General features: G+C 44.1%; 26 protein-coding genes and 3 pseudogenes. 6 read left to right on the top strand and 23 right to left on the bottom strand.

Annotated features, from left to right (window positions below):
* Positions 1-6: 6 nt before the first annotated feature.
* The gene (locus tag NQ534_RS10020) at positions 7-387 is read right to left on the bottom strand and encodes a response regulator (protein ID WP_040784963.1); all 381 of its coding nucleotides are present in this window, start codon (positions 385-387) and stop codon (positions 7-9) included.
* Positions 388-929: 542 nt separating this feature from the next.
* Between NQ534_RS10020 and NQ534_RS10015 the strand changes: the two genes are divergently transcribed.
* The gene (locus tag NQ534_RS10015; RefSeq protein ID WP_040784966.1) at positions 930-1,652 is read left to right on the top strand and encodes a LytR/AlgR family response regulator transcription factor; all 723 of its coding nucleotides are present in this window, start codon (positions 930-932) and stop codon (positions 1,650-1,652) included.
* Positions 1,649-2,977 carry an ATP-binding protein gene (locus NQ534_RS10010; RefSeq protein ID WP_006863892.1) on the top strand — a complete coding sequence of 443 codons (1,329 nt, stop codon included), beginning with the start codon at positions 1,649-1,651 and terminating at the stop codon, positions 2,975-2,977. Before NQ534_RS10015 ends, NQ534_RS10010 begins: the two co-directional genes overlap by 4 nt.
* Positions 2,978-3,224: 247 nt before the next feature.
* On the opposite strand, the gene NQ534_RS10005 is transcribed toward NQ534_RS10010, so the two are convergent.
* The 7 genes and pseudogenes from NQ534_RS10005 to NQ534_RS21880 form a co-directional block, all read right to left on the bottom strand.
* Positions 3,225-3,962, bottom strand: a complete 738-nt coding sequence (locus tag NQ534_RS10005; protein ID WP_006863894.1) for an ABC transporter permease — start codon at positions 3,960-3,962, stop codon at positions 3,225-3,227.
* Positions 3,963-3,979: 17 nt separating this feature from the next.
* Positions 3,980-4,714, bottom strand: a complete 735-nt coding sequence (locus NQ534_RS10000; protein ID WP_006863895.1) for an ABC transporter permease — start codon at positions 4,712-4,714, stop codon at positions 3,980-3,982.
* Positions 4,707-5,630 carry an ABC transporter ATP-binding protein gene (locus tag NQ534_RS09995; RefSeq protein WP_040784968.1) on the bottom strand — a complete coding sequence of 308 codons (924 nt, stop codon included), beginning with the start codon at positions 5,628-5,630 and terminating at the stop codon, positions 4,707-4,709. Before NQ534_RS09995 ends, NQ534_RS10000 begins: the two co-directional genes overlap by 8 nt.
* Positions 5,631-5,838: 208 nt before the next feature.
* A pseudogene (locus NQ534_RS09990) lies at positions 5,839-6,756 on the bottom strand (sensor histidine kinase).
* Between the two features lie 6 nt (positions 6,757-6,762).
* Positions 6,763-7,455, bottom strand: coding sequence for a response regulator transcription factor (locus tag NQ534_RS09985; RefSeq protein WP_006863898.1), 693 nt, complete (start codon positions 7,453-7,455; stop codon positions 6,763-6,765).
* A gap of 345 nt (positions 7,456-7,800) precedes the next feature.
* Positions 7,801-8,124, bottom strand: a complete 324-nt coding sequence (locus NQ534_RS09980) for a hypothetical protein (protein WP_040784970.1) — start codon at positions 8,122-8,124, stop codon at positions 7,801-7,803.
* An 89-nt stretch (positions 8,125-8,213) separates the two neighbouring features.
* Positions 8,214-8,456, bottom strand: a complete 243-nt coding sequence (locus NQ534_RS21880) for a helix-turn-helix transcriptional regulator (protein ID WP_006863901.1) — start codon at positions 8,454-8,456, stop codon at positions 8,214-8,216.
* Positions 8,457-9,118: 662 nt separating this feature from the next.
* Here NQ534_RS21880 and NQ534_RS09975 point away from each other — a divergent pair.
* Both NQ534_RS09975 and NQ534_RS09970 read left to right on the top strand, forming a co-directional pair.
* Entirely contained in the window at positions 9,119-9,499 is a 381-nt protein-coding gene (locus NQ534_RS09975) for a PD-(D/E)XK nuclease family transposase (RefSeq protein ID WP_006863904.1), read from the top strand.
* A gap of 302 nt (positions 9,500-9,801) precedes the next feature.
* Positions 9,802-9,978, top strand: coding sequence for a hypothetical protein (locus NQ534_RS09970; RefSeq protein ID WP_260043806.1), 177 nt, complete (start codon positions 9,802-9,804; stop codon positions 9,976-9,978).
* 358 nt (positions 9,979-10,336) lie between these two features.
* Here NQ534_RS09970 and NQ534_RS09965 read toward each other — a convergent pair whose 3' ends face one another.
* The 8 genes from NQ534_RS09965 to NQ534_RS09930 all read right to left on the bottom strand — a co-directional run bounded on the left by NQ534_RS09965 (position 10,337) and on the right by NQ534_RS09930 (position 16,014).
* Positions 10,337-10,516 (bottom strand): hypothetical protein, encoded by a 180-nt coding sequence (locus tag NQ534_RS09965; protein ID WP_006863906.1) that lies wholly within the window; start codon positions 10,514-10,516, stop codon positions 10,337-10,339.
* Positions 10,494-10,772, bottom strand: coding sequence for a BrnT family toxin (locus tag NQ534_RS09960; RefSeq protein WP_242655411.1), 279 nt, complete (start codon positions 10,770-10,772; stop codon positions 10,494-10,496). Before NQ534_RS09960 ends, NQ534_RS09965 begins: the two co-directional genes overlap by 23 nt.
* Complete coding sequence (locus NQ534_RS09955) at positions 10,762-11,607, bottom strand: DUF4405 domain-containing protein (protein ID WP_006863908.1); 846 nt, start codon at positions 11,605-11,607, stop codon at positions 10,762-10,764. The genes NQ534_RS09960 and NQ534_RS09955 overlap by 11 nt, the downstream gene beginning before the upstream one ends.
* A 45-nt stretch (positions 11,608-11,652) precedes the next feature.
* The gene (locus NQ534_RS09950) at positions 11,653-12,438 is read right to left on the bottom strand and encodes a flavodoxin (protein ID WP_006863909.1); all 786 of its coding nucleotides are present in this window, start codon (positions 12,436-12,438) and stop codon (positions 11,653-11,655) included.
* A gap of 99 nt (positions 12,439-12,537) precedes the next feature.
* Entirely contained in the window at positions 12,538-12,912 is a 375-nt protein-coding gene (locus NQ534_RS09945) for a cupin domain-containing protein (RefSeq protein ID WP_242655412.1), read from the bottom strand.
* Positions 12,913-13,023: 111 nt separating this feature from the next.
* Positions 13,024-14,196: an iron-containing alcohol dehydrogenase gene (locus tag NQ534_RS09940; protein WP_006863911.1), complete on the bottom strand. Its 1,173-nt coding sequence runs from the start codon at positions 14,194-14,196 to the stop codon at positions 13,024-13,026.
* 271 nt (positions 14,197-14,467) lie between these two features.
* Positions 14,468-15,232, bottom strand: a complete 765-nt coding sequence (locus NQ534_RS09935; protein ID WP_006863913.1) for a C39 family peptidase — start codon at positions 15,230-15,232, stop codon at positions 14,468-14,470.
* Between the two features lie 290 nt (positions 15,233-15,522).
* Positions 15,523-16,014, bottom strand: coding sequence for a GNAT family N-acetyltransferase (locus NQ534_RS09930; protein ID WP_006863915.1), 492 nt, complete (start codon positions 16,012-16,014; stop codon positions 15,523-15,525).
* Between NQ534_RS09930 and NQ534_RS21725 the strand changes: the two genes are divergently transcribed.
* Positions 15,968-16,201 carry a DUF5697 family protein gene (locus NQ534_RS21725; RefSeq protein WP_085986989.1) on the top strand — a complete coding sequence of 78 codons (234 nt, stop codon included), beginning with the start codon at positions 15,968-15,970 and terminating at the stop codon, positions 16,199-16,201. The genes NQ534_RS09930 and NQ534_RS21725 overlap by 47 nt on opposite strands.
* A gap of 34 nt (positions 16,202-16,235) precedes the next feature.
* On the opposite strand, the gene NQ534_RS09925 is transcribed toward NQ534_RS21725, so the two are convergent.
* The 3 genes and pseudogenes from NQ534_RS09925 to NQ534_RS09915 all read right to left on the bottom strand — a co-directional run bounded on the left by NQ534_RS09925 (position 16,236) and on the right by NQ534_RS09915 (position 17,185).
* On the bottom strand, positions 16,236-16,685 hold the full coding sequence (locus NQ534_RS09925; RefSeq protein WP_006863917.1) for a YaiI/YqxD family protein: 450 nt from the start codon (positions 16,683-16,685) through the stop codon (positions 16,236-16,238).
* Positions 16,682-16,780 (bottom strand): annotated as a pseudogene (locus NQ534_RS21720) (MmcQ/YjbR family DNA-binding protein); the annotation flags it as partial. The gene NQ534_RS09925 and the pseudogene NQ534_RS21720, both read right to left, overlap by 4 nt.
* A gap of 36 nt (positions 16,781-16,816) precedes the next feature.
* Positions 16,817-17,185: a YkvA family protein gene (locus NQ534_RS09915; RefSeq protein ID WP_006863919.1), complete on the bottom strand. Its 369-nt coding sequence runs from the start codon at positions 17,183-17,185 to the stop codon at positions 16,817-16,819.
* A 278-nt stretch (positions 17,186-17,463) separates the two neighbouring features.
* Here NQ534_RS09915 and NQ534_RS09910 point away from each other — a divergent pair.
* Positions 17,464-18,054: pseudogene (locus NQ534_RS09910) on the top strand (AAA+ family ATPase); the annotation flags it as partial.
* 288 nt (positions 18,055-18,342) lie between these two features.
* Here the strand turns inward: NQ534_RS09910 and NQ534_RS09905 are convergent.
* From NQ534_RS09905 to NQ534_RS09890, 4 genes are all read right to left on the bottom strand, one after another.
* Positions 18,343-19,056 (bottom strand): ORF6N domain-containing protein, encoded by a 714-nt coding sequence (locus tag NQ534_RS09905; RefSeq protein ID WP_260043795.1) that lies wholly within the window; start codon positions 19,054-19,056, stop codon positions 18,343-18,345.
* A 208-nt stretch (positions 19,057-19,264) separates the two neighbouring features.
* Positions 19,265-20,578, bottom strand: a complete 1,314-nt coding sequence (locus tag NQ534_RS09900; RefSeq protein ID WP_006863926.1) for a tyrosine-type recombinase/integrase — start codon at positions 20,576-20,578, stop codon at positions 19,265-19,267.
* A gap of 127 nt (positions 20,579-20,705) precedes the next feature.
* Positions 20,706-20,960 carry a helix-turn-helix domain-containing protein gene (locus NQ534_RS09895; protein ID WP_006863927.1) on the bottom strand — a complete coding sequence of 85 codons (255 nt, stop codon included), beginning with the start codon at positions 20,958-20,960 and terminating at the stop codon, positions 20,706-20,708.
* The gene (locus NQ534_RS09890; protein ID WP_006863928.1) at positions 20,953-21,324 is read right to left on the bottom strand and encodes a type II toxin-antitoxin system PemK/MazF family toxin; all 372 of its coding nucleotides are present in this window, start codon (positions 21,322-21,324) and stop codon (positions 20,953-20,955) included. The genes NQ534_RS09895 and NQ534_RS09890 overlap by 8 nt, the downstream gene beginning before the upstream one ends.
* Positions 21,325-21,495: the final 171 nt, after the last annotated feature.

Below are 21,495 nucleotides of genomic sequence, written 5' to 3'. Positions count from 1 at the left end.
CCTGTATCACTCCTGTTCCAGAAGGGGTCTGCGCCCCGATTTCCATCCCCACTGCACCGCCGCGCTCCTTACCGTCTCTGAAAAACGTTCCTCTGAAAGCGGCCGGGGGATAAAATCAAAAATGTGGCGGCGGATCGCCATCCTTGCAAAATATTTATCATCTGTCACCCACACGATCATCGCCTGCGGATAACGGCTGCTGCACTCCAGTACGGTTTCCATCCCCCGTGCACCGTCCAGCGCAACCACGATCATATCACTGTCCCAGAAGTGGAAATACCCGTCCTGTTCCATATAATGAAGCTCCGCATCCGGCATTTCCTCCAGCAGCTTCCCAGACAGCATCTGGTACTCTTCCCTGGATTCCGTATAAAACGCTGCCCGCATATCCGAATCCTCCCCCTTTCTCATATTTTTCTATGGCACCTGCGGAACCTGCCACCGGCAGTTCCCCAATGCAGGGCAACCTGCAGAACCGCCACCAACAGTTCCCCGGTGCATGGCAACCTGCAGAACCACCACCGGCAGCTCCCGCAGATGCATAACAAAAAAGACCGCTGGCTGCAGGGGTATACTACACCCGCAGTCAACGGTCTTTCTTTTACAATATGGGAAAGGGCAGCATAAAAAGACAGAATTATCCTGTCCGTCTGTCTGTCTGTCTGTCTGTCTGTCTGTCTGTCTGTCTGTCTGTCTGTCTGTCTGTCTGTCTACAGATTATCTCATTTGGCAGCATCATACGCAACCCTTTCCTGAAAAATTTCCTGCCTTGCGGCAGATTTGACGTGACGCTATTATACTCTTTTTCCATTCTCATTTCCATAGGGGCGGCACGAATCGTAAAAAATCCGGCACGAATTGTAATTTAGTCATGACCTGTCCGCCATCATGTGCTATACTGTATACTGATTTTGGTAAAGGAGGCTTTTATGCGGATTGCAATTATAGATGATATCGCTGCAGAACGTGAAATCCTGCACGAGCGTGTGAACGTACAGCTTGCCCGTATTTCCCTGCGCGCGGATATTTTTGAATATAAGAGTGGTCATGATTTCCTTTCCGCCGCAGAGGAAGAGCGGTTTGAAATGGCTTTTCTGGACATTTATATGGAAAATGAGAACGGGATGGACACGGCAAAGGAGCTGCGGCTTTTCGATTCCGACTGCCTGCTGGTGTTTACCACCACTTCCCGTGACCACGCCCTCGACGGATTCCGGGTGCGGGCAATGCACTACCTCGTAAAGCCCTATACGGATGAGGAGCTGACAGGATTGTTTGACGAGGCGCTAAAACGGCTCCCCAGCCCAGACCAGTATATGGAGATAACGCCCGTAACAGGCAGCACTGTCTGGCTGCAGCTTGGGGACATCCTGTACGCCGAGCACTTCCGGCACCAGATACATATCCATACGGCGAACGGACAGACCACCATCACCCGCCAGACATTCCGGGAATTTGCGCAGCAGCTCCCAAAGGAGCGCTTTTTCCAGTGCAGCAGAGGCAGCATTGTCAATCTGGAATATGCAAAGGATTTTAACGGCACGGCTTTTCTTCTCAGAAACGGGGAAAAGCTCCCTGTCAGCCGTGACCTTGCAAAGGATGCGCGGATTGCCTTCGGCGATTATCTTTTTCAGAGGAGGCCGGGATTATGACAGAATTTCTTTCCCCTGTGCTGGAGCTGTCGGTCATCCTTCCCGGTCTGCTGCTGGCATACCTGCCCATGAAGCATTATCTGAAGCTGCCGCCCCGGAAGCTGGCGGCGCTCGCCGTCCCGTTTTCGCTCCTGCTCTGCCTCTTGGGCGGCGCGCTGTGCTTTTTCGGTTCTGTCCCGGCGCTGTATATGCTGTTTCCGGTTGCTCTTGCCGCCGGGATTTTCTACCATTCCACGCTGGATATCACACCCTGGAAGTCTGCCTGCGTGTTTCTTGCCATATTCGGGTGTTTCTCCTGTCTTGGCAGCGTTGCAAATGCCATTGATATCTCTGCGTGGCGCAGCGGGGACGCCCTGTGGTTCTCCCCTTCTGCATCCCTTGCATGGCTTTTAATGTGCTGCATATTTCTCGCGGCTGTATGGTATCCCGCCACCCACGCGGCGCGGACGCTGCTGGAGGACAATTCTTTTGCACAGACATGGTATGTATTCTGGATTCTGCCGGTATTGTTTATCGCGCTGAATCTTTTCATGCGCCCTCTCCATCCGGAGCTGCTGTCAGAGGGACGCCTGCTCCCGATGTATATTGTGGTCAGCCTGTCGATGCTGGCTCTTCTGCTGCTTTTTTACGGTCTGTTTTACCTCATGGCATCAAGCCTGAACCGCAACAGCCAGCTCTGGCAGGAAAATGAGCGTCTTTCCATGCAGCGGGAGCGCTATGACAGTCTGAAAAAAGCTATTGATGAAACAAGGGAAGCCCGCCATGACATGAGGCACCATTTCGACGCCCTGCTGCGTCTCGCTTCACAGAAAAAATGGGACGCTCTGACAGAATACCTGTCCAGCGTCCGCGAACGGATTCCCGATACGGAAATATATCTGTGCGATAACCAGGCGGTAGACGGCGTGGCAGGGCATTATGCGCTGCGTTTTGGCAATGCGGGCGTCCCCTTTTCCTGCAAGCTTGACCTGCCCGCCCATCTGCCTGTGCCGGAAACCGACCTGTGCTCTATACTTGCCAACCTTTTTGAAAACGCACTGGAGGCAAGCCTGAAAACAGCGCCCGAAAAAAGAAACGTCCATGTGCAGGCATATCTGCATTCCGGCAATGTAATCCTGCTGACCGTGGAAAATGCCTTTGACGGGGAAATCAGAGAAAAAAATGGCGTGCTGCAATCCTCAAAGCGCCGCAGCCCTGGTCTTGGAACACAGTCCGTGCGGCATATTGCAGAAAGAAACGGCGGATACTGCCGGTTCCTGTATGAGGACGGGCGGTTTATCGCCAATGTCATGCTGCGCGCGGAAACGGAAGCGCAGGAATCCTAAGCAAGACCGGTGTCTTCCCACACTTATTTTTTCATCCTACTCATGAAGGTATGTCCGTTATTTATTCAGAATCTCCATCATCTCTGACGGGGTGACAATATACGGAAGCCTTGTAGAAAAAGAAATTTCAGCCATTCCTTTCGCCTCCTTCATTCTTATGCAAAGCGCATACATCAGTATGTGTTTTGTATGATTTATTATGCCTCTATCAGCAAAAGAAGTCAATTCTATCACTCCTGTTTTCTGTTTACAGTGATATGTCATTATGCTTTCGATTAAACACTTTAAGAAGAATAATCGCGCCGACGAAAATAATAACAACAACACCTATACTCAATAACGGTGAATATACAATTTTTTCATCATGTGCATAATTGGAAAGCACCAGTCCTGTCGTCACAGGATATACATTAATCAGGTTTCCGTTAGCAAGGAATATTCCGCAAAATCCATAGAAGAATGAAAAAATTACCCCGGACAGAAATTTATCCTGCTTTCTCGTTGCTATCACAATGACCGGAAGAACCGCAATATAACAACAGGTGCTTACAACAAACATCTGTTTAAGACTTATCATGCAGGAATTACTATTTATATCTGTGCAGCCCATTATTTTCGCAATTATCAGAGTAACCGTAAAGCTGAAAATCCATTCAAAAATTACCAGCCCATAGCCCACTATTAGTTTAGATAAGATTAGCCTGAATTTTGAAACCGGAACAACCAATATATTTTTTAATGTAAAATCGGTATATTCCCGGTTAATGGAATATCCAACCACCAACGTGAATGTAAACGGAAGAAATAAACTAAAGTGGTTCCAGACAACGCCCCCGGAAAGTCCTGTATAACTGAAAATACTGTTATTGGTTCCGGCTAACTGGAATGCCGCTAAAATAATGGAAGAAAGTACAGATACAATTCCAAGCCAGAGAATATTGTATCTTTTATATTTTAAGAATTCTGTTTTTATCAGTCGCATCATTTTTGGCACCCCCCCCCCTAAATTTCCTGCCTGCTTTTGCAGACAATCGCAAGCGTCAGCGAAACAGCAGCGGTTAATACCAGAACCCCAATACAGGCGGGCGAGTTTAAGAACCAGTCGTCTAATCCGTAACCGGTAGCAGGTCCTGTTGTCATGCGAGGCAAGGCCCATCTGAAAACAGCAGACAGAGGAGTCAAAACGTCTGATATAGCAAATACAATCGCAAAGCTTGCACTTGCATAAACAAACGATAAAATGATGGAAAAAATATAGCCCTTCCTGCTCAGACATTCAATGGCGATAACAGGAAGTACAGAAATTGCCACCATAACGCCTGTGAGAAGTCCCATCAGCAGCCTGTAAAGAATATGGTCGGTACTGCCGGTCAGCAATCCCCCTGTTAAGGTCGCGCCAGTCGTCGCAAGAGAATATATAACAGAAAATATCAGTATCGTAATTACCTTTGCAATAAACAGGGCGGCTGTTGAAACCGGAATCGCGTTAAGATTCTTTTGAGTTCCATTCGTTTCTTCCGAAAAAAACAATATCGCCCCCAGAACACCTAAAACCGTTGGTAATAGTAAAAAATATGCAAATATTCCGATATTCATATAAAGCCAGTCAAATCCTAAATTGTCTCTCGCGGCAAATGCGGTCATAGGAACAGGAAACAGGGCGGCTGCAAGAATCGTTAAAAATACAAATTTTTTCCGTTTTAATTTCAGAAATTCACAACATATTAATTTAAGCAATCCCTTCGCCTCCCGTCACACGTTTAAAGTAATCTTCCAGACTTTCTTCACAGGTGTGGGCTTCCGATACCACCAGTCCGTTTTCCACAAAAGCGGTAACAATCTCCCCGACAGACACATCCAGGTTGTTCAGGCGCAGATTGTGGTCATCCTGTATGGAAAACTGGCTCTCATGGAAATTGCGCTCCAAAATTCTTGCCGCCTGTGCCGTATCAGAAACAATAAAACGGATATGCCTGCTGCTTTTCTGTTCCAGCTTTACAAGGCTTTCTTCTTCCAGTAATGCACCGTGGTCGATAATTCCATAATCATCAGCCAGTAAAGAAATTTCCGAAAGAATGTGGCTGGATATCAAAATTGTTTTTCCCCGTGCATCGCAAAGCTCCCGGATAAACGAACGAACCTCTGCAATCCCGATAGGGTCAAGCCCGTTGGTTGGTTCATCCAGTATTAAAAGCTCCGGGTCGTGCATGATGGCAAGGGCAATCGCCAACCGCTGCTTCATCCCAAGGGAATACTGCGAAAACAGCTTCTTGTCCTTATAGGGCAGACCGACGAAATCCAGAGCATCTTTGATTGCATGATTGTTCGGTATTCCCCGCAGCGTAGCAAAGATACGCAGGTTCTCTGTGCCGGTCAGATTGGGATAAAAGCCAGGAGATTCAATCAAACTGCCGATACGCGGAAGTATTTTCTTTTCGTTGCCCTTTAAAGGCTTTCCCCATATTCTGACTTCGCCGGACGTGGGCTGTGTCAGCCCAAGCAGCATTTTCATGGTCGTTGTTTTTCCGGCTCCGTTTCTTCCAAGCAGACCGTAAATTTTCCCTTTCTCCACATGGAGATTGAGGTCGGCAACGCTCTTTTGTGTACCATACTGTTTTGTCAGATTTTTTGTTTCAATGATGTAATCGCTCATATTCAGACCTCCTGTTCTGAAAGGGATTATACCACGCCATCCTTGCATTAACCTTGCCGGAACCTTGCATTAATCTTGCAATTTAAGCGCGACGCCCCGCATTCCCATACATATGCAGCAAAGCAAAATGTGAATATCTGCTCTGCACCTCCGCTTTATCCGGAATGCTGCCAGAATAATGAAAGCTCCCGCCATAAAGGAGAGAGCCTTAATCTTCAAGAGGAAAAATCAGCGTGAAAGCGGTTCCTTTTCCCGGTACGCTTTCTGCTGTTATTGTTCCGTTCATTTTTTCTGCAAGCTGATGTACAATAGACAGTCCCAGACCGCTGCCCTTTTCAGACCGTCCTTTATCACACTAATAAAGACGTTCAAAGATATGTTTCAAATCTTCTTTTTCGATTCCGGTGCCGTTGTCGGCTAAAAGGATTTTCATATTTCCGCTCTGCTTTGACAAAATCACTTCTATCTTATCCGCATGGCTGTGAGAAATCACATTTTGTATGAGATTGTTTAATATCCGCATATAGCCGTCTGTATCCAGCTTTACCCGGAATGGCTGTTCGGGAATGTCAATATGGTACTCTATCTGCTTATCCTCAAATATCGGTATCCAGTCAATCAGTATATCCCTTGTCAGCTCCCCCGCTTCAACGGTGTTTATTTCCATCGCAAATTCATCTGAATTCAGTTTGAACCAGTCAAAAAGCACGTCGATATATTCTTTCAGGTCATGCGCTTTCCGCCGGGCAGTTTCTATATAATCGTCGCGGTCTTTTCCGGTAACAATGCCTTTGTGCGCGGCGTCAAGATACCCAATCAGGGTAGTCAAGGGCGTCCTCACATCATGCGAAAGGCTCGTCATAAGCTGCCGGTTTGTTTCGTCTGTCTGGCGAAACGCGGAAAGCCTGTTTTCATAAGATACGATAATATCATTGATTTCATAGACAAGCGGCGCGATAAGCTCATCTGAGGCGGATAAAATACGCCGGTTTCCGTTCCCGTTCTTCACATCAGCCAGTGCGTCAGACATTTCGGCAATCTGTTTCTTTACCCGTCTGACAATCAGGCAGGAAGTAAGAACGGAAATGATGGCAATGATAACGGATACAGCAGCAACAATTTCCATGTTAAATCATACCTCCCTGTTAAAGCGGTAGCCGATACCCTTGATTGTCTGAATGTATTTCGGACTTCCGGGGTTTTCTTCTATTTTTTTCCGCAGGCGGCTGATAATCGCCATGATGTTGCTGTCGTCATAGAAATATTCCCCGCCCCAGACTTCTTCATAAATCCGCTGCTTTGTAAGAATTTTTCCCTGATTTTTCGCGCAGAAAAGGAGAATATCAAATTCCTTTGGAGGAAGCTCAAAGGTTCCATTCATTGTGGTAACGGAGCGGCTTTCCAGGTCGATTTCCAGACCGTCAAAGTGGAGCTGATGCGGTGTCCCGCCCGGCTGATTGAAACGGGTATAGCGTCGTATCAGCGAAACAATGCGGGCTATCAGCTCGTCCATATCAAAAGGCTTTGTCAGATAGTCGTCGGCTCCTGCCCGCAATCCCCGCACTTTGGAAGCGCTGTCATTTTTAGATGTGAACATCAGAATCGGCAGACTGTTTTCTGCTCTGATTTTTTCCAGTGTCTCAAATCCGTCCATACCGGGCATCATAACGTCAAGTATCACAAGCTGATATTCTTTTTCTTTTAATTTTTTCAAGCCCTCTTTTCCGGTATCACAGCAATCAGCTTCTATAGCTTCAGGCAGAACGCTGCGTTTAATCAAGGCGCAAAGTTCTTTATCATCATCTATAATCAGTACATGATTCATGGCACAGTTCCTTTCACTCTTTAAATGCCTCTTTCATTAACCTGACAGCTATCGTTCCTGGACTTCTTTTCCGCTCATATGTTCAATCTCTATCTCATACATCTGTACAGCTTTCCCGGAAATGGCAATCTCTTCATCAACCATGTTTTCGTCAGGATAAAATTTCATTGCAAATCGCTTCAGTAATGTCATCGCCGCAGATTGATCTGTTACCAGATGGCAGCGTCCGAATATAACCGCACTCTGTAAAAACGGTGCCCACGATTCTTTTTTGATGGTTTCGTTTCCAAAAACAGGGTAGTTATTATCTCCATTTACAGCTAAAATTCCTCTCCTGGAATCAAACTACCGCTCCACCAGAAATCTCACCGTTTCTTTCAGTTCATCGCTGAATTCTTCCAGGTCATCCATGCTGATTGCACCTTCATTGATAAGGGAAATGATATTGTAGATAAGGTCTGACCGACTCATTTGTATACGGACACCTTTCTTCCCTTTATCTTCTTTTATCCGTTTGTCCAGTGCCCAGAATTTTTCTGATGGGGCGGCATCGCTACTTAATAATTCTATATATTCCTTATTCAGTCTGTCCATATAGTTTTCCTGCCAGCCCGCAATCTTATCTCTGAAAAGCGCCCAATCTTTTTTTTTAAAACTCTGTCCCTGCAAAGCCAAACCCTCCCGATAAAATAATGAGTAATTTCGAAAACTCGATGAAAAGTTGAAAAAATATAGCTTATACCAGCATATGCGGAATGTTACCGCAGCTCTGTCTGATTCGATGACGGTTCTGAAGGCTTTTCATACAGGCGTGCGATAAATTCCTGCCGATTTGTCACGTTCATCTTTTTGTACATGTTAGCGATATGTTTATAGGCAGTAGTCACGCTGATACAGAGCCGTTCACTGATGACCGCCGGAGTTGCCCCACCAATATCAGCCGGGCAATCTCCTAATCCGTATATGGAATTTCTTTTATCCGATCCAGAGAAATGATGCATCTGATGCAGTTATGGTTATCGCTCAATCCTATACCCAGACAATATTTCAGCTGCAGAGGACGCATATAACCGGACTCAAACAGATCATGGGCATTTTGAGTGACCCGATCCGTCCAGTCACAAAGATTAACCTTTTCATTTTCGGTTATCACTGTTATTATACATTCTTTACACAAAATTTAAAAGTATTTTCAATTTTTTCCATTGACAGCCGCGTCTTTCTGAGACAGTCTGGTCATAAAAAGTCCGGCGGCATGTTGCTTGCCAGTCCTCCAAGGGGGGCGAAGGTTGTCTTTAACAGAACAATACAGAGAAATGCTTAACGGATGTATGGAAGAAAATAGCATACACTATGACACCTCATACGATGAGGACGACTGGAGTGAATCAATCCATTTCTGATTGCGGAATATTCATTTTAATTCGGGTTTGCCATTTACCCCGTATACATTGTATTGTGCTGATTGCAAAGATGAAAGTATATAGTTATACCTATAAAATCAGTATTATCATTCCAAACAATATTTTTACAGAAAAAAGTCAGGGAGCGTAAGAAACTCCCTGACTTTTTTTGACCTCAGAGGTGTTTTGATGTCAAAGTTTTCAGTAGTATTCCCAGTTGCAAATATGAAGATAAATTATTATAATGAAGGAGGAGCCAGATGGAAGAAAACGAAAAATTGAATATACAGATGTCAGAAAAAAATGAGCTTCTTGAGCCGCTGCAGAAAATGAATCTGATGGATGATTTCCTGTTTGATGTGACAACGGTGAATTTGGATGCCTGCAGAATTATTATTGAGCTGTCGCTGGGGATTCGGATAAAAGAGATCCAATGGAAAGAAGGCCAAAAGGTAGTACATAACCTTCCGGGGAAGCGCGGCATCCGTATGGACTTTTATGTGGAAGACGTGGAAGGGAAGATTTTTGACGTTGAGATGCAGAAAAGAAACCGTGGGAATATTCCAAAGCGGACCCGGTACTATCAGGCGCTGTTGGACGCACCATTATTAAAAGCGGTGAGGAAGGCTTTGACAATCTGAAACCAACATATATTGTGGTCATTTGTGGCTTTGATCAGTACCGGAAGAAAAAGTACCGGTATACATTCTGTAATACATGCCGCGAGGTTTCAGGGCTTGAGCTGGGTGATGAATGCACAAAGATAATCCTGAATACGAAGGGGGAAAATGACAGTGAAGTAGAACAGCCTTTGGTGGATTTTCTGCATTATGTAGAGAACAGCAGCCCCAAGAATGTGCCGGAGGATTGTGATGAACGGCTTTTGCATCTGCATAGGATTGTAGAACAGATTAAGGCGAATGAGCAGATGGGAGTGACTTACATGAAAATGGAAGAACGTGACAGGCAGATCAAAGAGGAAGGTCGAGAGGAAGGAGAAAGAAGTAAGCTGCTTTCACAGATTCAGAAAAAGCTGGGCAAGGGAATGACGATAGAAGAAATTGCAGAAGCGCTGGAGGAGGAGCCTGCAGTAATCAAAGAATTGATGGGCAGTCTGTGACTCACATCTGATGGGAGCAATCGGTCGGAAGTGAAATCTGTAAAGGAGGCAGAACGAGTAGTCTCGGAAACTCGATGATAAGTTAAGAAAATTCAACTTATACCAGAGTAATTACAAGGGCACATTTTATGATTGTGAACAATTATAAAATGTGCCGCACAATTTAAAGAAAATATCAATAGTTATTTGAAAATTATTTTAAATTGTCACTCCCGATAAGGAGGATAAGAAAATAAAAAAAGAGCAATTAGAAGATTGCCTGAAAAGGACATTAGTCACATTTGCAAACACGCACAACCCCATGTAAATCTCTTATCAGTCTTGTATAAAATGGTGATTGCTGGTGCATATCTGTATCCTAAGCATTTTTCTTTCTATTTCTTTGTATAACAGAACTTTTAAAAGCTTTATACATTGCAGGTGACAATTCAGGAGAATCTTCATCAAATACAATCGGATGTTTTTGGGCTTCCCTTATTTCCTGCAACTGTTCTTCTGTAGGTTTCTGACCCTTATTAATAATGAATGTCTTGGTCATAATAAAGTCTCCTTTCTGATTCTGTCGCCAGTCTGGCGGATATCAATCTAATATTTTCTTTTCTTTCTGTAAATACTACAAACAACACATCCCCAACACGACCTATAGCTATATATCTGTCCTCGTCTATACTATGTTCAAAATCATACATTTCTATATAATTTTCATCCTCGAACACATACGCAGCTGTTTCAAATGAAATTTTATGTTTCTTTTGGTTTATCAGATTCTTTTCCTCATCCCATTCAAATTTCAAAACTTTTATCCTCATTTCTTTGTTTATAATAAGTATACCACATCATTCTATTTTTCACCACATAACACCCAAAATTGTTTGTGCTTTTTCCAATACCCTCATTGCATTTCTTTCGATAACGATAAAAAGTTTTATGGATCTTCTCCCTTCCTTTCGAGTGTTTGCCGAAAATCTTCCCGATTCCCCGGATTATATAATAGCTGACAAAAATCCAGAATCCCATCATCGCAATATACTGCGCAAACACGGATATCACACCCTGTTCAAAATCAAAGAACACAAACTGATTTTTCAGGAACATATAAGAAACAATATCCTTTTGGATAAAGCAGAACAACCCATATCCGGCGATTGCGGCGGCTGCCAGCCGTAACCCCCACCGGGCGGCAGCCGTCATTTTTCTTCCTTTTAGGAGCCTCTTAAACATTCCCACGATCATTCCCCAGTGCATCCCCAAATGAATGCTCATCAGCACAAACCCCCAATAGGCGGCTGCCATGTGCATACTTCTCGCCGTCGCCATCGGCCCGCTTATGGGAAGCGCTGCAAACACATGGCGGGACATGACGATTCCGCTGTATCCAAGACAGAGCATGGAAATGAGCGCACTGAAATTAACAATTGTCTGCACCATGCGCAGCGGCTTATATTTTCCCCTGAACAGATTGCCATACCACCGGATGTTAAGGATGTTGTGCGCGATAAACAGGAGCAGCATCCCGGCGCCAAACCACTCATGAAGCGCCTCTCCGGTGATTTGATATGCCATCAGACAGAGCAGCAGCACTGTCATCAGGAGGTCAATTTCCATCTTGATTTTCATTTTTGGTTTCATGAGTTATTCACCCTTTCCCATCGCCTCCTTGAAATCTTCTTTCAATTATTCTCCCAGATTCAGACCAAGACCGTTTACCCATTCCATAACGATATCCTGGGAATCACTGCCATTCAAACGTCTTCCTTCCAGCCATGTAGCACCACTGGTAAGCTGTTCCAGATTGGAAGCACTGGAGCCAATGCCGCTGCCGCCGGAAGTGCAGAAAGGAACAATGGTCTTACCGGAAAAATCATAGCTTTCCACAAAGGTGCTGACGATTCTCGGTGCCTCTCCCCACCAGATGGGATAACCGAGAAACACGATTGTATACTGCTCCATGTTCTCCACGGAACCAGCGATCGCCGGACGGGAAGATGTGTCATTCATTTCCAGTGTACTGCGGCTGTTGTTATCGTTATAATCCAGATCCTCATCTGTGTAAGGCTCTTCCGGAATGATTTCGTAAAGGTCAGCATTCAGACCATTTGCAATATGTTCTGCTACTCCTTCAGTTGTATTGGTCGCAGAAAAATAGGCTACCAGCACCTTTGTCCCCTCAGTCTCAGCATCAGTCCCGGACTCAGGTATATCTGCTGCTGTTTCTGTTATTTCTGTTATTTCTGTTGTTTCTGCTATTTCTGTTATTCCTGCTGTTTCTTGCGTTTCATCGGGCTGTGCAGATTCGGTCTCTAGTTCGGATTCCGCCGGTACAGATGTTTCCTCTGACACACTGCTCCCGGCAGAATTACTTTCTGCAGAAGGCTGCTCTGTCTGAGCTGACGTATTCCCGCAGGCAACAAGGCTTATAATCATAAACAGAGAAAGTAAAAAAGTAATTGTTTTTTTCATTGTGTCTACCTCCGTATTCAAAATATTTTCATGGTTTTATAACAATTATACCCAATTCGTCATGACCGGCTGTAACTTTTGCCATCTGAAATGCCTCCTTTATTTCAACTTTTTGTATTCTTCCTCTGAGACTGGCTCCAGCCACTCATTCGAGGTATTCTCACCGGGAACTTCTATGGCGATATGCGCAAACCAGCTGTCCTTTGCCGCCCCATGCCAGTGCTTTACTCCCACAGGAATGGCAACCACATCTCCTGCATGAAGCACCTGCGCCTCTTTGCCCCATTCCTGATACCAGCCGCGTCCTCCGGTAACCAGCAGGATCTGTCCTCCACCCTTCTCCCCGTAATGAATATGCCAGTTATTCCGGCAGGCAGGCTCAAAGGTCACGTTTGCAACTCCGACGCCATTTAACTGCATCAACATTGCCAGATAAGACTGGCCTGTGAAATATTCACCGAAAGGATTCGGCACACCTTTCTCAAAAATCGTTCCATGTTCTAATTCGTTTATATAAAAAACCGCCTTTCCTTATTCATCGGCCGTACTTTCCAGCCATTTTGGTATACCCGAAGGGTATTTCTCTTATTTATAAGACTTCTGATAAATTGCCACGCATTCCTCATGGGACAGCGTAGCCGGATCAGCCATAAACAAACCTCCCATTGTCTCACGGGCATTTTCCGCCAGCCTGTCAAGTTCCTCCTTCTGAATCCCAAAATCAGACATTTTAAGGTCTGCCACACCGCAGTCTTTCTGAAGCTGTACCAGCAGATCCACAAAATCCTGCGCGCAGGAGGCGTCCTCTTTTCCCAGCGCCTTCGCCATCGTAATAAACCGTTCATCACAGGCATGGCAGTCCACAAAATGCTGGTAGTATGCTTCTGAAATCATGATCAGACCTGCCCCATGAGGCAACTCCTGGTGATAAGCGCTCATAGCGTGTTCCATAGAATGTTCACTTGTGCAGCAGCTCACGGTCATCACCTGCCCGGACAGATTATTCGCAAAGGCCACGCCTTCACGGGCTTCCAGATCATTTCCATCCTTTACGGCCCGGACAAGATACTTTCCGATATTTTCAATGGCGGTCAGGGCCAGCATATCGCCCATGCGGTTATGCGCCTTGGAAATATAACACTCCGTACTGTGGAACAGTGCGTCAAATCCCTGATATGCCGTAAATTTCGGCGGAACCGAAACCATCAGCTCCGGGTCAACGATAGACAATATCGGGAACAGGCAGTCATAACCGCCAAATCCAATCTTCTCATTGGTTTCGTCATTGGTGATCACGCCCCACTGATCTGCTTCGGAGCCGGTTCCGGCTGTCGTTGTAATGCAGATTACCGGCAATGCTTTTTCTGTAAGAGTTTTCCCTCCGCCAGTGCCGCCGTTCATGTAATCCCAAATATCGCCTTCATTTGTCGCCATTGCAGCTATTGCCTTCGATGCATCCATCACGCTGCCGCCGCCCAGGGCAACGATAAAGTCACAGCCATTTGTTTTCGCAAAAGCCGCTCCATCCATAACAGTGGAACGAAGGGGATTCGCCTGTACATGGTCGAACACCACCGTCTCCACGCCTGCATAGGCCAGTTCCTTTAATACTCTGTAAAGCGTTCCGCTTTCTTTCATGGATTTCCCATTGGAAATCACAACCATTGCCTTTCTTCCTGGCATTGTCTGGGTATGCAGTTCGTTTAATTTTCCGGCACCAAACACGGTGCGGGTAGGAACAAAAAATTGGTAACTCATTCTTAAATCCTCCTCGTATTTCCATTATTTTCCAACTGCTTTGTTATTTTCTCCAGCTCCATTTCCAGTCTCCTTATACCTATAAAAAACGAATTCTGCAGCTTTCCGTTATCTAAAAAATATAGGTGTAGAGGAAAAGTGCAATGCACTTTTTTTCTACACCTACATTATAAACGGGGCAACAGGTTATATCAAATACTTAGTTTATGTGCACCTATTATGCTCAAAAAGCATTACTTCTATTTTATAAGCAACAGCATATCTCTACCGCCTATTTTTCTTCCAAAATAACACACTGCCCTTTACGTGAAGCAAAAACAGATTCAAACTGTTTCCGGTCATACTCTACAATTCCGGAAATAGGGTCAGCAATTTTTACCGTATCGGAAGTATAACCAATTAATACTGCCCCGTGATCATTTCTGCTCCAGTCTACATATGTACCATTTTCTGTATACCAGCCCTGCACAGGGCTTCTGTTCTCCATTCCAATAGTACACCATACCATCACCGGTATACCTCTGCTTACCATGTGATATAATTCTTCCACTGCAGTACCGGTTTGATCTGTAGCTCTAAGCGTGCTTCCATAATCCAGAAGAAAATCATTTGCCGCTGTAATAATCGCTCCCGTCCCGCATATGATACCATTCTGGGTTGTCGGATTCCCAATAAAATATTGATTCATATCATTTCCATACATCTTCCCGTCTTCTCCAACATAAGTTTCCGCCGACAATAAAGTGGGAAGATACCCGGTTGCCATTTCCACCTTCTCAGCCGGCAAACCATAATAATTTAACAGCATCGTCAAAGCAGTAATTTCACATCCTGTCGGCAGCTCCGGCATTTGATATAAAACTGGAAAGTTTTCAATTTCATAAGATGCCGGATATTCCGCTTTTGTCAAAATAAGATTATCAGCCTGTGATTCCGCATATTCTATTTCTGCGCGCTCACTATTGCCTGCAAAAATAATTCCTATAAGGCTTAACAGCATCCATACAACACTTTTTTTCAAATACATTTTCATCATTACTACCTCTGCATGGTAAATTAAAATACAGGTGTAGAGAAAGTGTGCTGCACTTTTCCTACACCTGCATTATAAACAAGGTAACATGTTATATCAAATACTTAATTTTTGCATCTTGATTATGCTCAAAAAGCATTACTTTTTTCCAAAGCGTGTTACCGCCACTGTCAATGCCAAAATAAAAATCAATATCGCACATAGCAAAAATGGGACAAGAATTTCCTGGTCAGATTGTGCCGTTTCGGTTGTCTTTTCTTCCTGCGTTCCGCTGTCAGCAGATGCGGCACCTTTCAAATTTCTTTCTTTAAACGTACTCCTATTGCAAAATAAGGCTCTCCTAAATATTCCTCTTTATCAATACAATACCCATTCTTTTGATAAAAAGAAACAGCCCGATAATTATCTTTGAATGCCCATATTACTATTCTTTTATACCCTTGCTCTTTTGCCTTTTGCTGTGCAAAATCAAGTAATAATCTTCCAATTCCTTTTCCTTGAAATTTAGCAGAAACATAAACACGCCAAATCTCAAATGCACCTGTTATATCCGTATCTATGGTATCTCCTATGGATAGCAGTGCCTCCACATTACTATCCTCCTCCCACACATATTCTGATAACCTATGGGTAGAAAAATCTGATTCCAGCTGACGTATTCTTTCCGCACATCCTTCCTCACTTAGCAAAAATGGGTTTACAATCCCTGTATAAACATTCTTCCAATTATCATTTACAATGTTACAGACTGTTTTAATATCCTTTTTTTCTAAAGGTCGTATCATTTTTTTCTCCTTTGCCAATGATGAAATGTATGAGGTTGCCTACGTCAGTACCGGGCAGGAAGCGCTGGTAAATCATGTTTTTGAAAACATGAAAGAGGAAGACACAGCAGATCCGTCCTGTCAACACCTCCTGCATGAAGTCTATTACAAACATGATACTTTGCATAGGATTCTGCATTTCCGGTAATGGCACATCATAGTTCCTGTTTTCTTTCTCCAGACTACTCTCTACGGCATTTTTGAATCAGCTTTTCCAGCGATTTTTCAAATCGGATATCATCTTCCACAGTCCGTTTTGCCGGTCCTTTGATATGATTCCTCTTTTTCGCATTTCTGGCTTTTTTCGCAAAATGTCTCTCCATAAGCATCTGATCAATATTTTCATCCGTATACCATCTGCCGCTCTGATGGATTCCATATGCTCCCTTTCCCAAAATCATAGCTGCCACACCGTAATCCTGCGTCACAACAATATCTCCTTTCTGGCAGATACTTACCAGCTTAAAATCTACCGCATCAGCCCCTACCCCTACTGTCAGCACCTCGCTGTAGTCCGACTGCAGGACGTGATTCGTATCGCACAGAAGAACTACCGGAATCCGATATTTTTCAGCCGTATGTTCTACAATTTTTACCACCGGGCAGGCATCCGCATCCACTAAGATCCTCATGCTTTCTTCTCCTTTATCAAATCATAACTTTCTCCAATCATCCGTTTGATATCCTCAACCGGTACAGTCCCATCTAAAATGATAGAATTCCATTTTCCTTCCTTCATCACAAAAACTGCAAGCTGTTGTATTCAGAAGAAAATCACTTTTAACAGTAAAGCAATTATTGCGAGCCATATTAATACTATTGGCATTGCGTAATACCATTTTTTTGGTTTTCCTTCTTTCCACATACCTTCTGACTTTTTTCTGCATCTTTCAAGTACATTTTCTGGAATAAATTTAATAGTTGCCACTATAAACGTTGGTAACAAAATAACATCATCTAAATACCCCAAAACCGGAATAAAATCTGGCACTAAATCGATAGGTGATAATGCATATGCAACTGTGATTCCAGCTAATACCTTTGCAACAATAGGAGTTTCTTTATCCTTCAATGCCAAAAATAATGCAGGAATATCAGTCTGTAGTTTTCTCGCTCTTTCTTTTAAGCTCATCTGTCCGCCTCCACAAATCCCGCTTTCTACGCACAATTATATCATAGTATTCCTTTTTCACACATATAATTTCTTCAAGCGAATTTCTATATATAGTTTTTCTTTCATTGACACACACTAAATCTTATACTATTATAATCTTGTATTTAAGTTTTTGTGTTATCCCGCATCGGGAGTCTGGACCATTCTTCCAGGACACACGCAAGTTTAAGTTTGGAAATCAGAGTCATTACGATAGCTGCATTATGCGGTTCTTAATGGCTCTTTTTTATTTATGGGAAATCTGCAGAATTTTAAACCGGGAAAAGAAAGGTCTTACGGAGGACAGCATCAGCGAGGAGCTGCAGAAGCTGGTAACAAGGGATTATTCCAGTAATATTTCCAAAGCGACCTGCAATCGTGCCATAAGCTGGCTCTACTTCTCCGGTATCATTGCTTTCTGCGTCGAGATCACGGAAATGGATATTCTGGATTTCAAAGCGGCAAGCCGCTGCTATGTCATGGATGTGGGACTGGCGAACTATTACCTGACGCGTACTGGCACAGATTCCCGCGTCCTAACAGGCACTCTGAATGAAAATTTTGTGTATATCAATCTGAAAAAACGCCAGGATTTCCCGCAGGAGATATCCTTTGAGACACCGGCATTTGCAACCTACCGGGGCGGTGAGATTGACTTTGTGGTACAGAGCCTCCAGTCGTCCACCCGCTATCTGGTGGAAGTCATATCCGGGAAAGGGACTGCCGGAACAGCCCTGAAAGCGCTGGAACATGGCAAGGTACAAAAACTGCTTTACCTAAAAGGCGGAATGGATGGTAAAAGCGAAACCATCTTGATTTACATGTTGGAACGCTATTCGTTCAACTAAATCTGACGCTTTAAATAACCGAGCCATCAGTATGAACGCAGGTGGCTCTTTTCATTGCATAAAGAAACTGCCCGGTTTTAATTTCGGACAGCCCTCCTGTTCATTTTCCCCATAGCATTTTCCACCAGTCAATTTTTTTCCGGAGATTCCGCATAATATGAACACTAAACCGCTTGTCAGTACGGTGTGTGTTATCGCATCCCATGTGGTTTGAATTATTAACATTCCAGCACGATTCGTTAAGAATCTGCAATCGTTTTTTAAGGTCGCAAATTGCAACCTCAAATCTCATTCCTCTGTTTCCAGTTCTAATCTCTGTAATATATCTTTGATTATCCCTGCATCTTGAATAAGGTTGATACCAAAGCATTTCTTTCCTGCGTCTTTTAAAGACGCCCCTACATGATAGGCTGTTTCTCGGTCAAGAATTAAGAAACGGTCATGGAACGCTTTTGTATATTTCACTTCTAATGTGGGGTACTGCGCATTAAAATTCTCTGCATCCGTTTTTGTGAGCCTTGTCCGCTTCTGGGTATAGATTGTCACGGACACGTTTTCATTCTTCTTGGAAAGCAAATTCAGTGTTCCCACATCTACATATCCATCTATCAGCGTGATTTCTTTTTCCGCCTTTTGGATAAGGCTGACAATCAAGCTGAACGCATCATAAATCTGCCCGTCAAAGAATACCTTTTGACTGGCTTCTTCATGCTCGGATATGTACTCAAATATCTGCTCTAACTTCTCATCTGTCTGCTTCTGGTATTCCAACTGTTTCAATTCCACATTGCTGATACGCTCAAAGAGCAAGGCATTATTGGAGATAAAACGACGCATCTCCACAAAAGTATCCATGATACGAATACTTGTCTGCACGGCTACTTCACTTCTTAAAACCGATGAGAGCATTGCTATCCCTTGCTCTGTAAAAACAAACGGTAAACTTCTTCTTCCGCCATACCCGTTGTTTTCCAAACTTGAAATCACAAATTGTGATTTCAAGTTTAGATGTATCATTCACTTTAAGGTCACAACTTTTGACCTTAAACATTTTTTCTCGACAAATCCATTATACCATGCGGCAGATTTTTTACCATATAATTCTGCAAAGAAAAAGGGCAATCTTTTGACTGCCCCTTTTGGTAACGGGCGAAGTTTCGCCCGTTGCTGCGACATTCGCCAAATAGAAATGCAAGCATTTCTGCCTGGCTCATTGTTCGCACAAATTTTTTGCCAACGATTTCAATAGTGCCGCCATTTCTGGATTGGCAAGCAGCTTGAGCAAAATTTCTTGGTCTGATTGTGCCGTGTCGGGTGTCTTTTCTTCCTGCGTTCCGCTGTCAGCAGGTGCAGCTTTCATCTGGTAAAACTGTTCCTCAAACCGCTGTGCATTTAACCGCCTGTCATCATCTATGATATGGGAATACACATCTGCCACCATCTTGACCTGTGCGTGTCCAGAGTCGCCCTGCACGGACTTCATATCTCCGCCGCCCCACTTCAGCTTATAAGTGATACTCGAATGCCGGAAGCTGTGAAATACAACGGGTGGTAAATCATTTTCTTTAATCAGCTTAGCCAATGCCCGGTTGATAACCTGTCCCTCAATGGGTCTGCCGCAGGATGATGCAAATACCAGATTATAGTCCATGTATTCATCCCCAAACAACTCCTTGAGGTTTTCAATTTCCTCGCGGCGTTTGACAAGCATCTCGGCTACTGTTTTTGGCAAAAATATCTTTCGTACACTGGTCTTTGTTTTCGGCTCTTTCAGTACTAATGCTGTATGGGTGCTTGCAACCGCAGGCGGAAACTTAAACATAACGCCCTTTTCTCCAAGCTGCTCTAACGCATTTCGGTTGACGCGCTGCAACTCTTTATTGACAAAAATATAAGCGCATCCATTCTTTATGCTTCTTTCTGAAATATCAATGCAGTCCCATGTTAAGCCGAGCATTTCCCCCATCCGCAGGGAGCAGGAAAAAGCAAGGTTCAATGCTAATGCCAGGTTATCATCATCACAGACCTCCAGAGCCTTAAATAAAGTTTCGGCTGTCCAGATTGCACGCTCCTTATGTTCTTCTTTCGGAAGTGTTGCATTGAGTACAGGATTTCTTGACATCAGCTCCCATTTAACAGCTTGATTAAAAGCATTGCGGAGCAGCTTATGAATTTCTCGGACGGTGTGGGCTGTGAGATATTCATTGTTCGGTTTGCGATTATTGACTACCTTTGCTTTAACTGAAAGCAGGCTTTGGTAGAACTTGTCCATTGTCCTCGGTGTCACATCATCCAGTTTCATATCTCCAATAGCCGTCCAGTTCTTCCCCGGCGGGTCGCCATTGACCTTTTTATAATGAAGCTGGTTGGCATACCATTCTTCAAAGCTGTCCACCATCACACGCATCTTTCCCGCAATGATGATAGTTTCAAAATAATGCTTTTTAATAAGCCAGTATGACCCTGTTTTTCCTAAACCGAGTAACCGCCGCATCTCTGGTACGGACATACTTTTTTTATTCATTAGCTTTTCCTCCGTAATATCTTATTCGGCTCGTCAGCCATTGCAATCTGCTATATAGCCAAGCGTTTCTGCTTGGCTATATAGTATTGCAATTCGGAGAAAAAGTGAAATGTGCGAAAGCAGTTTTTCAGACCGTTTCGCACACTTGACAGGTATTCATTTTATTATCGAGCCATTCATCAAAGCTCTTTTTAGATATACGGATATTCCCACCGATGCGGACGCTGTGGAATACGCCCGACTTCACAAGACTATATGCGGAGTTTCTGCCAATACCCAAAATATCCTGTATTTCATCCACAGTGTAAATTCTCTTTTCATAGGGTATACCCGGTATAGTTTGCGATTCCTTATTCAGTGCAGCAACTCTATCTTCAAACATCAGCAGACCTCCTTTTTCCTTTACGCACATTCTTAACGCCGATACTGATAAGCAGGGGAGCAGTAATTTCCTCCATATAACACTCGGCAAGCTGCGCCAAGTGTTCTCTAAGCCGTTTTTTATCAATAGTCCGTATCTGTTCCAACAAAACAATCGAGTTGGCAGGAAGCCCCTCAATGCCGTCTAAACAGAAGTGTGTAGGCAAACCGCCCTTTGCTTTTTTACTTGTAATAGCAGCAACAATCACAGTAGGGCTGTACCTGTTTCCTTTATCATTTGAGATAATAAGTACGGAGCGTGTGCCGCCCTCATTGCCTGTGACGGATTGGATACCGTTCGGACTGTGACTGGACGGGAGTACCATTATTCTCTTTGTGGGTTCTGGCGAAATCGGGAGCTGCCCGATATTTTGAGTCGGTAAAGACTGGCTCACCACCTTTCATCGCTCGCTGTCATTTGGCAGGTCATGGCGTACCGCTGCACACGCTTATGCTCATCACAATCACAAAGAGGAAGTATCTGGCGAATGAGTATT

The organism is Marvinbryantia formatexigens DSM 14469 (assembly GCF_025148285.1).
Lineage (GTDB): Bacteria > Bacillota > Clostridia > Lachnospirales > Lachnospiraceae > Marvinbryantia > Marvinbryantia formatexigens.
Note: the sequence above shows the minus strand (reverse complement) of the source record. Positions and strands in the feature narration are given on the sequence as shown.

Excerpts from the sequence above, each read along its gene's own strand:
- NQ534_RS09975 (WP_006863904.1), top strand. The coding sequence starts at position 9,119 with ATGGAAGAAAACGAAAAATTGAATATACAGATGTCAGAAAAAAATGAG.
- NQ534_RS10015 (WP_040784966.1), top strand. The coding sequence starts at position 930 with ATGCGGATTGCAATTATAGATGATATCGCTGCAGAACGTGAAATCCTG.
- NQ534_RS21880 (WP_006863901.1), bottom strand. The coding sequence starts at position 8,456 with ATGCATCATTTCTCTGGATCGGATAAAAGAAATTCCATATACGGATTA.
- NQ534_RS09930 (WP_006863915.1), bottom strand. The coding sequence starts at position 16,014 with ATGATACGACCTTTAGAAAAAAAGGATATTAAAACAGTCTGTAACATT.
- NQ534_RS09915 (WP_006863919.1), bottom strand. The coding sequence starts at position 17,185 with ATGAGCTTAAAAGAAAGAGCGAGAAAACTACAGACTGATATTCCTGCA.
- NQ534_RS10010 (WP_006863892.1), top strand. The coding sequence starts at position 1,649 with ATGACAGAATTTCTTTCCCCTGTGCTGGAGCTGTCGGTCATCCTTCCC.
- NQ534_RS09995 (WP_040784968.1), bottom strand. The coding sequence starts at position 5,630 with ATGAGCGATTACATCATTGAAACAAAAAATCTGACAAAACAGTATGGT.
- NQ534_RS09935 (WP_006863913.1), bottom strand. The coding sequence starts at position 15,232 with ATGATGAAAATGTATTTGAAAAAAAGTGTTGTATGGATGCTGTTAAGC.
- NQ534_RS09955 (WP_006863908.1), bottom strand. The coding sequence starts at position 11,607 with ATGAAACCAAAAATGAAAATCAAGATGGAAATTGACCTCCTGATGACA.
- NQ534_RS09925 (WP_006863917.1), bottom strand. The coding sequence starts at position 16,685 with ATGAGGATCTTAGTGGATGCGGATGCCTGCCCGGTGGTAAAAATTGTA.
- NQ534_RS10020 (WP_040784963.1), bottom strand. The coding sequence starts at position 387 with ATGCGGGCAGCGTTTTATACGGAATCCAGGGAAGAGTACCAGATGCTG.
- NQ534_RS09985 (WP_006863898.1), bottom strand. The coding sequence starts at position 7,455 with ATGAATCATGTACTGATTATAGATGATGATAAAGAACTTTGCGCCTTG.
- NQ534_RS21725 (WP_085986989.1), top strand. The coding sequence starts at position 15,968 with ATGTTACAGACTGTTTTAATATCCTTTTTTTCTAAAGGTCGTATCATT.
- NQ534_RS09895 (WP_006863927.1), bottom strand. The coding sequence starts at position 20,960 with ATGTTTGAAGATAGAGTTGCTGCACTGAATAAGGAATCGCAAACTATA.
- NQ534_RS09940 (WP_006863911.1), bottom strand. The coding sequence starts at position 14,196 with ATGAGTTACCAATTTTTTGTTCCTACCCGCACCGTGTTTGGTGCCGGA.
- NQ534_RS10005 (WP_006863894.1), bottom strand. The coding sequence starts at position 3,962 with ATGATGCGACTGATAAAAACAGAATTCTTAAAATATAAAAGATACAAT.
- NQ534_RS09950 (WP_006863909.1), bottom strand. The coding sequence starts at position 12,438 with ATGAAAAAAACAATTACTTTTTTACTTTCTCTGTTTATGATTATAAGC.
- NQ534_RS09900 (WP_006863926.1), bottom strand. The coding sequence starts at position 20,578 with ATGAATAAAAAAAGTATGTCCGTACCAGAGATGCGGCGGTTACTCGGT.
- NQ534_RS09890 (WP_006863928.1), bottom strand. The coding sequence starts at position 21,324 with ATGGTACTCCCGTCCAGTCACAGTCCGAACGGTATCCAATCCGTCACA.
- NQ534_RS09965 (WP_006863906.1), bottom strand. The coding sequence starts at position 10,516 with ATGACCAAGACATTCATTATTAATAAGGGTCAGAAACCTACAGAAGAA.
- NQ534_RS09970 (WP_260043806.1), top strand. The coding sequence starts at position 9,802 with ATGAAAATGGAAGAACGTGACAGGCAGATCAAAGAGGAAGGTCGAGAG.